Origin of the sequence: Moorena producens PAL-8-15-08-1 (assembly GCF_001767235.1) — a bacterium.
In the GTDB taxonomy this organism is placed as follows: domain Bacteria; phylum Cyanobacteriota; class Cyanobacteriia; order Cyanobacteriales; family Coleofasciculaceae; genus Moorena; species Moorena producens_A.
The window spans coordinates 5,733,427-5,746,349 of the sequence record NZ_CP017599.1; the positions used below are offsets into that span (position 1 = coordinate 5,733,427).

The following is a 12,923-nucleotide window of genomic DNA, read 5'->3' on the forward strand; positions in this document are numbered from 1 at the left end:
AACCCTAAATAAATAAGGGGTAATCGGTTAGGGGAATTTTGCCCTCGTCTAGTCTGATGGTTAAATACCTAATATTGCTTGAGGTAAGCCTGACAAGAGTTTGCCTGAGTCGCGGGTGTTGCTACAGACTACAACAAACCCTCCGAGTGCAAGTCCTCTAATTGGTAAGCCAGATGCAGCAGCTAGTCCAGAACTGCTCGCTTCAAATCATTGGTCTAGCTGCAAAGCACTGGCATAAGCTTTTAGCTGTAAGCATTCAGCTAATGCGCTACGGGAACAGTTTTTTAAGAAAAGAGGCAAGGATTCGTTTAACGTGAGTTACTTCTACTGATGGGATTTTCCCCAGACTTTCAATTGGGTGTATCTCATATTTGTAAAAAAGACGGGAAGTGTGGAGAGTTTGGGGCGGGGGCGCGGGGCGGGGGCGCGGGAAGTCTGGAGATTTTATTATAATTTTTGCCTAATTGCATGCATTGAGATGCACCCCTTTCAATTCTAATTAATCTCGAATTAAATTCTCACGCTTAGAGGTTTATTTTAAGCTGACAGCTGACAGCTGTTCGCGTAGCGTGAGCTTTTAGCTCACGGCTGTCAGCTTACGTTTAGCATGAATATTTTTCATGTGCTTCTTCACTGTGCTGAGGGTAATGAATAGCTTAGCGGCAATGTCTTTATAGGAATAATTGACTCGACGCAGTAACCAGACTTCTGCTTCACGAGGAGTTAAACCATAGTGGTAAACTTCTGCAAGCACTAGATTTTGAATGGATTGATGTTGGTCTTCAAGAGTAACTAAAATACAAGGCTCTTTGGATAACTCTAATTTGAGCCATCGAACTCGAATCCGAACAGGAGTTGACTGACTCGTAGTAAGATGAGAATCTATAATAACTGCCTGAGAATGATAGGACTTAAAACTGTATTTCAAAGCTTGGCAGATACGCCAGATTTGTTTAGGCACCAAATTAGATTGTTTACTCTCTGGTGTGAGTTGATCCAACAGAAGGCGAGCAGATTCATTGGCATGAAGTATCTTTCCTTTTGTACTCAGAATCAAAATGCCATCAATAAATCCTTCCAGTATCCCTTGTAAAAAAACCTTATGTAACTGTTGTGCTTGAGTATTGGCTCTTTCTAAAGAGTTAGTGATAGTATTCATCTTGTAGACCTATTCTAAAAGAAGTTGGATAGTCTGTGGGGAGGCGATTTCCCACTGCTCAGTTTGGGGGAGCTAGGTCATGTGCTGCAAAGTGTAGTTAGTTGCTATTTTTAAGGGTCTTAATACTTATCAGGATTAAGCCTTAACGTTTATGCAGAATATCGCATTTTTGTAACAAAACTTAACCAGATGGCGGAAGTCAAGCCTATCCCCTGAAGGGGTTTGCACAACATGGGGATAATTTATGAAGATGGAGATGGGGAAGATGCTAAAGATGGGAAAGATGGGAAAGAATCTACCCAAAGTCGGACTGACTTGTCTTACGTTTCAATCCCTTAAAATTGCTATAGTCTTAAAGGGAGTAGGGAGTAGGGAGTAGGGAGTAGGGAGTAGGGAGTAGGGAGTAGGGAGTAGGGAGCGGTGCGACCCGTGGCGAATTTAATTCTTAATGCGGAAAGCGCACCGTAGGGAATATGGAATCAAAAATTATCACAATTCCTACAGGGATCCCTAGAGTTCAAAAATTTACTATTAGTAAAACCCAATGGACACAATTAAATTAGACGTGAATCTACAGCGTTTTTCATAACTATCAGGTACACAGGATTTTTTCCCTGTTCCCTGTTCCCTGTTCCCTGTTCCCTGTTCCCTGTTCTCTGTTCCCTGTTCCCTAAAACCCAGGAATTTGTACCTCACCCAATTGCAAACCGCTGTAATGATGAAATTAACTGAAACCAGCAACTGTAAGATAGAACTGCGATCAGTATTCAAGCAGAAATAATCTAATGACAGACCAGGTTTTAATCCTAGGAGGCAAAGGACGAATCGGGAACAGTGTAGCGCAAGACTTACTTGCCCATACTCAGGGGAAAATTACGATTACCGGACGTCAGGGTAAACTTGACCTAGCTTTGCCACAACAGTTACAGCCCCCCGTGCAGTTTCTCCCTCTAGACTTAGCTGATCAGGAGGGGTTAAAAAATGCGATCGCATCTCACAACCTAGTCATCCATTGTGCTGGTCCGTTTCTCTACCGAGACGCTACTGTCCTAAACACTTGCATCGAACAAGGGGTTAACTATCTCGATGTCAGTGACAACCGTGCTTTTACCCGTAAAGCCTTAGCCTTCCGTGAACAAGCTACTGCTGCTGGTGTCACCGCTATTGTGAATTCTGGCATTTTTCCTGGTATCTCCAATAGCATGGTGCGTCACGATGTGGAACAGTTAGATGTTGCAGAACGGATTCACCTCAGCTATGTAGTTGCGGGTTCTGGTGGTGCTGGAGTGACGGTAATGCGTACTACTTTCCTGGGATTGCAAGAACCCTTTGAAGCTTGGATTGATAATCAGTGGCAAACCGTGAAACCTTATAGCCTACGGGAAACCATCCAATTCCCTGCTCCCTATGGTAAAGCTGGTGTCTACTGGTTTGATATGCCAGAAGCCTTGACCTTAGTGGACTCATTCCCCGTTAACACCGTCATCACTAAATTTGGCTCAGTTCCCGATTTTTATAATCATCTTACCTGGATAGCTGCCCACATCTTACCCTCATCTTGGCTGAAAAATCCCGCTGGAATCGAGTTTTTGTCCCATGTCAGCCACATCATGACCGATGTAAGCGATCGCGTTAGTGGGGTTGGTGTTGCAATTCGCTCAGAGGTTAGTGGTTACAAAGATGGTAAATCAGCCCGTGCTAGCTCAACCTTAGTCCATGAGAATACTGCTGTCGCTGCTGGGGTGGGTACTGGTAGTATTGCGGAACTGATGCTTACTGGTCAACTGAATAAACCGGGAGTTTGGCCGGTGGAACAAGCCCTATCTACGCCGTTATTTGATCAAATTATACAAAGTCGAGGACTTGAGATTAATACTGTTGAAGCTTGAGTGTTGATACCAAATCCGCTTTGATAATCCTCCTTTAACTGAGATATTACACCAGTACAAAAAACTTAATAATGGCAGTGATAACAATCAATTTAAGTCCTCAAATAGTCAAATCTTATCACTGTTCCCTGTTCTGAGATCCGCTGTGGCCTAGCTTTACAGGTGAATTGTAAACTTGGTTTAAGATCTGAGTTTAACTCAAATCACAAGATTTACGCCGCAAATTTACGTTTTTGATCTGCTAAGACTGAAATCTACTCAATATTAACTAGTCTTAGTGGAGTAAATCCCATGAAAAGTGTCCGTGTGGTAGTAACCGGAACTGTAGGAGCTGGCAAATCTACTTTTGTGAGGACAGCGAGTAATGTTGAAGCTGTGGAAATAGAACGTAAAGCCACCGACGAAATACTTCTGCTAAAGAAAAAAACTACCGTTGCCTTTGACTTTGGTAGCCTTACCTTTGGTAAAAATCTAAATGTTCACATCTACGGTACTCCTGGTCAATCTCGCTTTGACTTCATGTGGGATATTTTAATTCGTGAAGCTCACGCCTACATCGTACTTGTGCCGGTTCATCGACCCAGCAGTTTAAACCACTCTCGTGAGCTTCTGCTGTTTATGAAAGAGCGAGTAAATGTTCCCATGATTATTGGTTTAACCCATATGGATTGTCCAGGGGCAATGACCTCAGAGGAGATTATCAGAACTCTCGGTTATAGCAACCCTCACAATCAACCCGCAAGTGTGATAGTTAATCCCAATCAGCGAACCTCAGTGCTTGAGGCTTTGGTGCTTTTGATCGATCTCCTAGATTGCTAGACAAGTCAGTAGCTAGTGCCGTTCAACTCAAATAACTGACCAGCCCCTGTCAGGTCGAAACCCATAGCACAAAGGACGTTTGTCAGGGCGAAGCATTCGCACATAAATTCTTGGTTTGCTCCCACATTGGCTAGCCGAATACTTCGCCCCAAGGATTATCGTTTATAAGAATTGCCATCTTCTGTAATTTGTGTTTATAAAACTATACAAATCATTAATTAGCGTCACTAAAAAAAGTAATCCGGATTGAACGGATCCCTTGGTGAAAAGCTTAGTAGGTAAACGTTATAGAGTTTACCTATAAATGCAGTATCAACTACTAAACATCCAGGAGTTTAGGTTATAGGTACATTCAACGATAGATGAATTCAATAGTTTAAAATTATAGTAAACCTAAACTATAAACTTCACTAAACTTATACAAAAAAATACTTGTAAATCTTTTATTTTAGCCATTCAAAAAGCTAAAATATAACCAAGTTACAGGATTAGCTATTAGCAGAAAATTATCTATTCAGATAATAATCCATAAAAACATTGCTATAGTGTTTAAAGACTAGAAACTTAAATCAGGGTGCTTTGCTAAATAGTCAAGTAATAACTTAGAGTTAGATTCAACTATATCGGAGTAATTATGAGCTTAGATCCCCAAGAATTTATGACCAAGATGGAAAAGCGTGTCAAGTTGACCAGTGAAGACAAAGCGCTTCTGAAATCACACGCAGATTGGGGAAAAGAAATTGCTTCTGAAATGGCAGACCATTTCTATACTTACTTAGGTAATGATGAAGAAATGGATGCCATTATGAAAGAGAAAGAAGGTCGTATGGAGCGCCTACGGGTAACCTTTGTGCAATGGTTTTACGAAATGTTCACTGGTATGGATGACTGGGGACAAGCCTATGCTGAACGTCGTTGGCGTATAGGTTTGGTACATGTGAAAATTGGTATCGGTCCTCAACATGTCGTCCCAGCAATGGCAATTGTAGTACAGGCATTTACTAACCGGATAAAAACTGATAGTAAAGATGAAGCCTTGCGGGATGCCCTCAGTCGGATCTGCATGATTGATTTAGCCTTTATTGAGCAAGCCTATGTAGAAGTGAGTTCGGCAGCGGTTCTCAGAGAAACTGGCTGGACAGAGGGTCTATTTAGACGTCTGATTAGTACTGGCGCTAGCTCTATGTAACTAGAGCAATCCTAAATAATTTGTGAACAATAGGTCTGAATAAAATAGTTCTGAATCGAAAAATTATGAGTCCTGAGTAAGAGCTGTGACTGTTCACTTTTCCGATAGGATTGCTAGATTACGTGTCGTTTTTGTTGGAAACTAAATCAATAGTCTATAAGTTCTGGCAAATTGGCACTACTCCTACTTAACTATCAGCTATCAGTTTCGAGGAACACAAACTAATCGAATTACACATTCTGCAATTGGAGTAAGGGAACAATGGCGATCAATTCTCAAAAATTGGGGTATATCCTGCATAATTTTGTGACATCCACTGCTGATATTCAAGGAGCAGCTGTAGTCACGACCGATGGTTTACCGTTAGCATCTAGTCTGCCTGGAGAAATGGATGAAGAACGGGTTTCAGCAATGTCTGCGGCTATGCTCTCCTTAGGTGAGCGAATTGGCTCAGAACTGGCTAGAGGAGACATCGACCGAATCTATGTTGAGGGTAAAGAGGGATTTAGCGTTTTGACCAGTTGTGGTGAAGAAGCAGTATTTCTGGTTCTAGCTAGTAAAGCAGCTAAGCAGGGCGTATTGATGTTAGAAATTAAACGAACTCTGGCTGAATTAAAACCAATGTTGCTATAGTAAATTTGTGGAAATTACTCTACTAATACCTTTAGTTTATATAGAGTTATTCGCAGTTATGAGGTACGCTTTTCAACCTCAAATTCCCCCTTATTAAGGGGTATTTAGGGGAATTAATTTGTACCTTATGGGATATAGAATTGCTATAAAAGGGATAAATTATAGTAATTGATAGTCATTATTAATGGCTTATAGATAATGGGTAATGGGTAATGGCTAATTAAAAGACTAGTATTAATTACCCATTACCCATTACAAATGGTAAATTTTTTTGTGAAATTGTTGTTCGCATTCTGGATTATTGGTATAACGTCAGTGGGTGTGTGAAATTCAATGTAAGCTATTTTTTGTTTAAGGTTGACCAATATAGCGCTATGGGCAAGGCAAAAGGCAAAAGGCAAAAGGCAAAAGGCAAAAGGCAAAAGGCAAAAGGCAAAAGGCAAGAGTTTACCATAACAGCTTTTCAGCTTTTATAAATGTCCTAAGCTTAATGCGTAGTGCTATAACAGTCAACCGTCAACCATCAACCCTCAATCGTCAACAAATTACCTTGATTCACCCCAACCTACTGGCACAGTTGATAACCTGTAGTATTTGCTAGGGAAGTATAACCCAATGGACAATATACGGATTGTAGTAACGGGAACAATAGGGGCTGGCAAATCTACCTTTGTCAGAACATTCAGCGAAGGTGCGGTTATTGAAACAGAACGAACGGCTACGGATGCCACATCATTGTTTAAGAAAAAAACGACCGTTGCCTTAGACTTTGGTTTGCGTCCCTTAAATCGGAACTTGGATTTGCACCTGTATGGAACTCCTGGTCAAGCTCGCTTTGATTTTATGTGGGATATTTTGATTCGCCGAGCTCACGCCTATATTTTATTGATGGCAGCTAATCGAACCAGTGATTTTGCTAGTGCTCGTCAGATTTTATCGTTTATGCAGGAGCGGGTCACTATTCCAATGATTATTGGTCTGACTCATACTGATGTTGCAGGGGCATGGACTCCAGAGGAAATTATGATGCGCATGGCATACATCGGCGATCCTAATCAACCTCCCATTGTAGCTGTTAATCCCAATAATAAGACCTCAGTATTTGAAGCTGTAATGATTTTGATGGCTCAGATGCTTTGCCAAGGGAGTGTTATTGAAGGTGCTAGGAAAGAAAAGGTAAGTAAGCCAGCTCCGCTACCTGTTAAGAACCAATATCATTGGCCGAAGCCTCAGTTTTTATCAGGGGGTTAGTCAGCGAGTAAGCATTGAGCTAAAGGCCTTGGCCTATGGCCACGCTACGCGAATGGCCACGCTACGCGAACAGCTAATGCGCTACAGATGGTGCTACTTGAAGTGCTATCAGGTAATAGGCTACGCACACGCTACGCGAACAGCGATCCAGGAGTTCAATGAACTAGTTGAATTGGATCGCTGAATTTTATTTTAAAAGCAATTATAATAGATCTAAATTCAGCAACTAAACCAGTAACTAGATTAAGCTTTGATAAAAAAGACTTGGATAAGACGCAATTAACACCAAGTTAGAACCAAGGGATTACTTTGCCTGGGAGTGGATCGACCTTGATGACACTAAACAGCTCATGGGGTTAGCAAGGATGAATCGATGGCTGCTGACGATCTAGCGTCTTATGATCTTGATAAGTTGCGTTTTTATCATCGGGTAATAACTCTATTCCGTCATTGGTGTACCACCCAGCAAACTTCATGAATTCAAAACTTGAGCTATTTGTAGATTGCGACTGGACCATTCGCCAGCCGAGTGGTCAAGGTAGATTTATTGACTACCCTGACCAGCAAAAAGTGATTGAAGGAGCTGATCAAGCTCTGCAATGTTTCAAAAATCAGGGTTATATCATTCTTGGGGTGACCAATCAGGCTGGAGTTGCAGCCCGACATAAAACCCTGAAAAATTGTATTAAAGAGCAACAGAAAACTCTTGAATTGCTTCCCCAGCTCAAAGGAATTATTTTTTGTCCTGACTATGGGGCAACCTGTTATTATTGCGAGCGGCACTACTTTTCTGAAGTAACCACTAAAGCATACGCTGGAGAATACCGAAAACCAAAGCCGGGAATGATTTTGCAGTTTAAAACGAACGGCTCTTCAGCTTTGATGGTTGGCGACCGCAACGCAGATGCTGAGGCAGCCGTTGCAGCTGGAATTCCGTTTATGTGGACCTCGGATTGGCTAGCCAAATATGGAAGCTGACAGAACTGTGTCCAGAAACTCAGCATAGGGAAAGCGTTCGCGTAGCGTGGCCTACGGCCAATCGCATCTGTTTCGGGTTGCCAGTTACTCTCCCGCCACTTGTAGAACATCCGTGTAGAGGTGAGGGCTGATTAGGATTGATAGAAAAAGGGAACTTGGGAACAGGGAACATCGAAAAGTAGGAAAGAGAACCGAAGAGTTTTTGATGTTATGATAAATCAGCAAGATTGTTAATGACCTATTTGTAAATGTTTTTAAATGGTATCCTTATGAGGTACATTGAATTTTATTACCCCTACTCCCTACTCCCTACTCCCTACTCCCTAAAACCCAGGACGTTTTACCTAACCCAATTTAAAACTGCTATATGAATCCAACTATTTCTACTATTCCAATTCAGCAACTAACCTCAGGCGATCGCATTTCCCTCCAAGTCTATAAATTCGTTGGCTCCCAACCAGGAAAGAAGGCATATTTACAAGGCAATCTCCATGGTTGTGAAATTGTTGGTAATGCGGTGATTCACCAGTTGATTGACTTTTTGAGCACTCTGGATGACACTCAGCTGATTGGGGAAATCTGGCTGGTTCCTGTTTGTAATCCAGCTAGCACTAATCAGCGTAGTCATTTCTTTGCTACAGGAGGTTTCAATCCTTACGATGGTCAAGACTGGAATCGGATTTTTTGGGACTATGACAAAGAGTGTGATGATTTAGAGGATTTCGCCCAATCTCAACTTAATTTTGATGCTGATGAAATCAGAAACAACTATTTAGCACGGATCCAGTCTAGCTTGAAACAACACTTAGAAGACTGCTACTCTCCGAGGGGATTACCGTTTCGTCACATTTATCGCTATCAACTGCAATCTTTATGTGTAGATGCTAACTATGTGATTGATATCCATAGTTCTACTAATCAAGGACTTGATTTCTTGTATGGCTTCTACTCTCGGGAAGAAAGCGCCAAAGACTTTCTTCTCGATTATGGAATTGTGATGCATGAAGATGAGTATGATGGTGAGGCTTTCGATGAGGCATTTATTAAGCCTTGGCAAGGGTTAGAGAAAGCCTTGGCTAAGTTAGGCAGAACCCTTCAGTTTGATATTGAATCATGGACCCTAGAATTGGGTTCTGGGATGCAAATGAATCCCCAGTCAGTGAAACGGGGAGTATACGGTATCAAAAACTATTTGTCGAAAAAAGGTATATTACAATTGCCTGATTTTCCGATAACTGATCCAGACTCTTACCAAATGAAATTAGCATCTAAAGATAACATCGAGAGATACTATGCTCCGGCTGGAGGAATGATTCAATCGAGAGTTGAATTAGGGAATGTTGTTAAAGTAGGAGATAGACTTTATCAGCTACTGAGCTTTAATAAAGAAGGAAATCTCCCGAATGTAATTGATATCAAGGCCGAGACAGATGGTTTAGTGTTTGATGTTTCAACAAATTATAGTGCGAATCAAGGGGAATATGTGCTATCAATACGGCAATTTGATAATTAGGTAGGGGTGGAAAAAATTAATTAAAACTTGGATTGTAATTAGGACTTGGATTAATCAAAGGTTTGGTTTTAACTTTACCAACCTAAACTGATATCAAATAAAAAATCTAGATTCCAGTACCCTTTTGCCTTTTGCCTTTTGCCTTTTGCCTTTTGCCTTTTGCCTTTTGCCTTTTGCCTTTTGCCTTTTGCCTTTTGCCTTTTGCCTTTTGCCTTTTGCCTTTTGCCTTTTGCCTTTTGCCTTTTGCCTTTTGCCTTTTGCCTTTTGCCTTTTGCCTTTTGCCTTTTGCCTTTTGCCTTTTGCCTTTTGCCTTTATAAAACGGATTTTAAATGCGTTTTAGCCTACTGACTTTCTAAAGCCAAGTATCTTGTCCTTCTGGGGCATCTGAATTCAACCAACTAGCATCTAAATAATTAATTCGAGCAAAAGGACTTAAGGCTGATAGCACATGACGTCCATAACTGCGGCGGTTTACACGATTATCTAAGATGGCAACACAGCCTTGAGTAGCTCTTACTGGTGCCACTGCTCGTTGTAATTCTCTCAATGCTGTTGGTAATAAATATAAACGAAACCAATCCATTAGTTGCTGCTTGTAGTAAGCGACTCGACCAGCAACTAATGGATTTTCCAAAGAGGGAATTGGTAAGGTAGCAATCATCAACAGTTGGGGAAGGGGGATTTGAGCTTGATACCTATGCCAAAATTCCCAGCCACAAATCAAAATACCTCTGTGACTGAGACTGGTGGTTTCTACCTGCACCCGGGAACCAAATTCTGCTGCTAAGACTGCCCCTAGCTGGGCTTTGAGGGGGACATCTCCGACTAAAATCACTACTGGTCTGGTGATGTCAGTACTTAGGTTTAGTAGGGTGCGAATTTCTTGAGTCAGAGCGTTTTGAAATCGCTCTGTGTTGGGCATGGGTAGACGATCGGGCAAATACAGTTGAATCTGTCTGTGAGGGGAAAACTTCAAACAGGTTAATTCGTCTAATCCGAGTTGCTGACGGTACACAGAGGCACTTTTCTCTAAATCTAGAGCCCCACCGATTAGCACTACTGGCTGTCTCGACCAAATGGGATTTAAGGCTGTAGCCACTTCTACTGGTGCGCTATATAAGGAAAACTGACCTTGCGATCGCGCAACGGTTGCCCACATTAGCTGACCTGACTGCTGCCAGAAGTGGCAAAACTTTTCCCAGGGTTTCAGCAAATAGAGAGATTCTGCTTCACTGCTGAGGGAACTTAGTCGATCAAATAGCTGTTCCAAGCCATCTTGCTGATCTGCTTCAATCAAGTAGCACTCATAGGGGTTAGCAGGGCGCTGAAATAAGGCTTTGGTTAGCCTGACCCGCACATCTCGAATCAAATCAGCCTGTTGTGGATGGGCTTGCATCAGTGCGTCCCAGTCTTGGGGCTGGATGCAGCCTTTAAGCTGGTTACTAGTCCAAGATTCTAGGTCATCCACACCATCAATCACAGTAGGAATATGATTAGGAAACCAGCCCTTGTTCTTCAAGCGGTCTGTTAGCCACGATTCTGGTGAGGTAATCAACAGTCCTTGGAACGGTTGATCGGGAAACCTATCACTGGTATGAATTACCTTATCGGTACCAAACCACTGTTGTAAAAGGGGAATTTCCTTTTGCAGCAACCATTCTTGTATCCATAAGGGTGCTACTACGATCACAGGTCCAGACCAAACCAGGGCTGGTGCCAGGTAACTCAGGCGATAGGAAGACTGTAGAGAGGTTTCCTGCAAGGGTTCTAAACCGGTCTGAATCAAAGCAGAACGCCCTAACCGCAAGGCTCGTGCCACTAGCCTCGCCATAGTCAATTGGTGAGGCCAATTGGGTTGACCCTGCGATCGCAGAAAATCTCGTAACGAGGAATGAACTTTGACTTCAATCAAACTAGCATTCAACGGCTTTGCCTCGTTAAACTGAGCAATGAGCACTTATACTGTGATCTTAAATCATGTATTGGGCAAAAATCGTGAAAGACTAGACAAGCATAGATGGGATTAGGCTGCATCGAAGCCAGAGGTAGTAGCTCAGTATTTTCCTAATTTCCCAGTAACTATTGACATCACGCTATTACCCTTGCTAGGGTAGTACCAGTAAAAAGAAATTGCCAAATTTTTCATGGCTTAGCCGCAAAGAGACATGTTCAGCCCCAGCTATTACTTTTATTTTTGGTTTAGAGAGGTTCACCGGAGGTGAGGATAGTTCCATATGGAACCCCCCGGTGGACCGCAGCAATATTATCTGCGGTCCTTTGTTTTTTTAGGCAAAGCAGCGACAAGAGCAAGACATGACCACCTACCTTTACAGCGTTTACGGCTTTTACTTTTTTTGGCCCAGAAATCGTTCCGGGTAGTTAGGTCGTGCCAAGCTTTCACAGCAACCCGGAACCCTCAAGGAACCGGGTTTTTTTTATCTCCATATCTGTAACTAAATCTGTAACTAAATCTCTAACTAAGGAGTCCATAACCATGTTGAACGCTAAATTAGCACTAGCTACTAACCCCAATCACCAAACCATCGTTAGACTCTCAGAACAAGTTGTCTTCGGTGGCTCAGAACTGGTGATTATTGGTGGTCCATGTACCGTCGAAAGTCACGCCCAGATGGAAACAGTGGCTACTAAACTCAAAGCTGCACCGGTACAAGCGTTGCGGGGAGGTGCCTTCAAACCGCGCACCTCCCCGTACTCTTTCCAAGGGCTAGGACTAGCAGGACTAGAAATTTTGTCTGATATCCGCAGGCGTCATCAAATCCCAGTAGTGACCGAGGTGATGTCGATTGGGCAAATTGAATCTATTGCTACCCACGCTGATCTGCTTCAGGTAGGTAGTCGCAATATGCAAAACTTTGACTTACTCAAAGCCTTGGGTAAGCAAGACTTGCCGATACTGCTAAAGCGGGGACTAGCTGCTACTGTTGAGGAATTCGTCATGGCAGCGGAATATATCCTCAGTCACGGAAACTCTCAGGTGGTGTTGTGTGAACGAGGTATTCGCAGTTTCGATAACTATACCCGCAATATCTTAGATTTAGGAGCAGTAGTAGCACTCAAGCAGTTGACTCACTTGCCAGTGATTGTAGACCCCTCCCATGCTGTGGGTAAGCGGGAATTAGTGGCACCTCTGGCAAAAGCTGCAGTGGCCGCTGGTGCAGATGGACTGATTATTGAATCTCACCCGGAACCAGAAAAATCCGTTTCTGATGCTAGACAGGCGCTTTCTATCGAAGCAATGGTGGATTTGGTTCATAGCTTAAAGCCGGTGGCAGCAGCAGTGGGACGAAAGATTGCAGACACTGTCACTCTTCCGGAGTTAGGGATTGACCTTGGCCAAAAGGCCACGCTACGCGAACGGTCACGCTACGCGAACGCGTCTTAAGCAGAAACGACAATTTTTATTTATAGCGCTACTTGAGCTGGAGTAGGGAACTTCGGACAAGGGAACAAGGAATGATTTAGGGTGGTCT

Annotated in this window: 13 protein-coding genes; 10 read left to right on the forward strand and 3 right to left on the reverse strand. The window is 42.6% G+C overall.

Annotated features, from left to right (window positions below; genetic code table 11):
- Window positions 1-577 precede the first annotated feature (577 nt).
- Both BJP34_RS20990 and BJP34_RS40480 read right to left on the reverse strand, forming a co-directional pair.
- Window positions 578-1,159, reverse strand: coding sequence for a helix-turn-helix transcriptional regulator (locus BJP34_RS20990; RefSeq protein ID WP_070394022.1), 582 nt, complete (start codon window positions 1,157-1,159; stop codon window positions 578-580).
- Between the two features lie 531 nt (window positions 1,160-1,690).
- The gene (locus tag BJP34_RS40480; RefSeq protein ID WP_168166477.1) at window positions 1,691-1,855 is read right to left on the reverse strand and encodes a hypothetical protein; all 165 of its coding nucleotides are present in this window, start codon (window positions 1,853-1,855) and stop codon (window positions 1,691-1,693) included.
- Window positions 1,856-1,944: 89 nt separating this feature from the next.
- Between BJP34_RS40480 and BJP34_RS20995 the strand changes: the two genes are divergently transcribed.
- From BJP34_RS20995 to BJP34_RS37305, 9 genes are all read left to right on the forward strand, one after another.
- Window positions 1,945-3,048, forward strand: coding sequence for a saccharopine dehydrogenase family protein (locus tag BJP34_RS20995; protein WP_070394023.1), 1,104 nt, complete (start codon window positions 1,945-1,947; stop codon window positions 3,046-3,048).
- A gap of 261 nt (window positions 3,049-3,309) precedes the next feature.
- Window positions 3,310-3,867 (forward strand): GTP-binding protein, encoded by a 558-nt coding sequence (locus tag BJP34_RS21000; protein WP_267876626.1) that lies wholly within the window; start codon window positions 3,310-3,312, stop codon window positions 3,865-3,867.
- A gap of 634 nt (window positions 3,868-4,501) precedes the next feature.
- A complete protein-coding gene (locus BJP34_RS21005) occupies window positions 4,502-5,056 on the forward strand; it encodes a protoglobin domain-containing protein (RefSeq protein WP_070394025.1) in 555 nt (184 codons plus the stop codon).
- A gap of 261 nt (window positions 5,057-5,317) precedes the next feature.
- Window positions 5,318-5,689, forward strand: coding sequence for a roadblock/LC7 domain-containing protein (locus BJP34_RS21010; protein WP_009149020.1), 372 nt, complete (start codon window positions 5,318-5,320; stop codon window positions 5,687-5,689).
- A gap of 615 nt (window positions 5,690-6,304) precedes the next feature.
- Entirely contained in the window at window positions 6,305-6,940 is a 636-nt protein-coding gene (locus tag BJP34_RS21015) for a GTP-binding protein (RefSeq protein ID WP_070394026.1), read from the forward strand.
- Between the two features lie 28 nt (window positions 6,941-6,968).
- On the forward strand, window positions 6,969-7,124 hold the full coding sequence (locus BJP34_RS43940) for a hypothetical protein (RefSeq protein ID WP_158517354.1): 156 nt from the start codon (window positions 6,969-6,971) through the stop codon (window positions 7,122-7,124).
- A 290-nt stretch (window positions 7,125-7,414) separates the two neighbouring features.
- Window positions 7,415-7,918, forward strand: coding sequence for an HAD-IIIA family hydrolase (locus tag BJP34_RS21020; RefSeq protein ID WP_070394027.1), 504 nt, complete (start codon window positions 7,415-7,417; stop codon window positions 7,916-7,918).
- Window positions 7,919-8,285: 367 nt separating this feature from the next.
- Window positions 8,286-9,431, forward strand: coding sequence for a succinylglutamate desuccinylase/aspartoacylase family protein (locus BJP34_RS21025; protein WP_070394028.1), 1,146 nt, complete (start codon window positions 8,286-8,288; stop codon window positions 9,429-9,431).
- A gap of 124 nt (window positions 9,432-9,555) precedes the next feature.
- A complete protein-coding gene (locus BJP34_RS37305; RefSeq protein WP_158517355.1) occupies window positions 9,556-9,780 on the forward strand; it encodes a hypothetical protein in 225 nt (74 codons plus the stop codon).
- A 4-nt stretch (window positions 9,781-9,784) separates the two neighbouring features.
- Here the strand turns inward: BJP34_RS37305 and BJP34_RS21030 are convergent, their stop codons facing one another.
- The gene (locus tag BJP34_RS21030) at window positions 9,785-11,389 is read right to left on the reverse strand and encodes a helicase C-terminal domain-containing protein (protein WP_083305284.1); all 1,605 of its coding nucleotides are present in this window, start codon (window positions 11,387-11,389) and stop codon (window positions 9,785-9,787) included.
- 537 nt (window positions 11,390-11,926) lie between these two features.
- Here BJP34_RS21030 and aroF point away from each other — a divergent pair.
- Complete coding sequence (gene aroF, locus BJP34_RS21035; protein WP_070394029.1) at window positions 11,927-12,835, forward strand: 3-deoxy-7-phosphoheptulonate synthase; 909 nt, start codon at window positions 11,927-11,929, stop codon at window positions 12,833-12,835.
- The last annotated feature ends 88 nt before the right edge of the window (window positions 12,836-12,923 follow it).

Excerpts from the sequence above, each read along its gene's own strand:
- BJP34_RS20990 (WP_070394022.1), bottom strand. The coding sequence starts at position 1,159 with ATGAATACTATCACTAACTCTTTAGAAAGAGCCAATACTCAAGCACAA.
- BJP34_RS20995 (WP_070394023.1), top strand. The coding sequence starts at position 1,945 with ATGACAGACCAGGTTTTAATCCTAGGAGGCAAAGGACGAATCGGGAAC.
- BJP34_RS21005 (WP_070394025.1), top strand. The coding sequence starts at position 4,502 with ATGAGCTTAGATCCCCAAGAATTTATGACCAAGATGGAAAAGCGTGTC.
- BJP34_RS21010 (WP_009149020.1), top strand. The coding sequence starts at position 5,318 with ATGGCGATCAATTCTCAAAAATTGGGGTATATCCTGCATAATTTTGTG.
- BJP34_RS21015 (WP_070394026.1), top strand. The coding sequence starts at position 6,305 with ATGGACAATATACGGATTGTAGTAACGGGAACAATAGGGGCTGGCAAA.
- BJP34_RS21020 (WP_070394027.1), top strand. The coding sequence starts at position 7,415 with ATGAATTCAAAACTTGAGCTATTTGTAGATTGCGACTGGACCATTCGC.
- BJP34_RS21025 (WP_070394028.1), top strand. The coding sequence starts at position 8,286 with ATGAATCCAACTATTTCTACTATTCCAATTCAGCAACTAACCTCAGGC.
- aroF (WP_070394029.1), top strand. The coding sequence starts at position 11,927 with ATGTTGAACGCTAAATTAGCACTAGCTACTAACCCCAATCACCAAACC.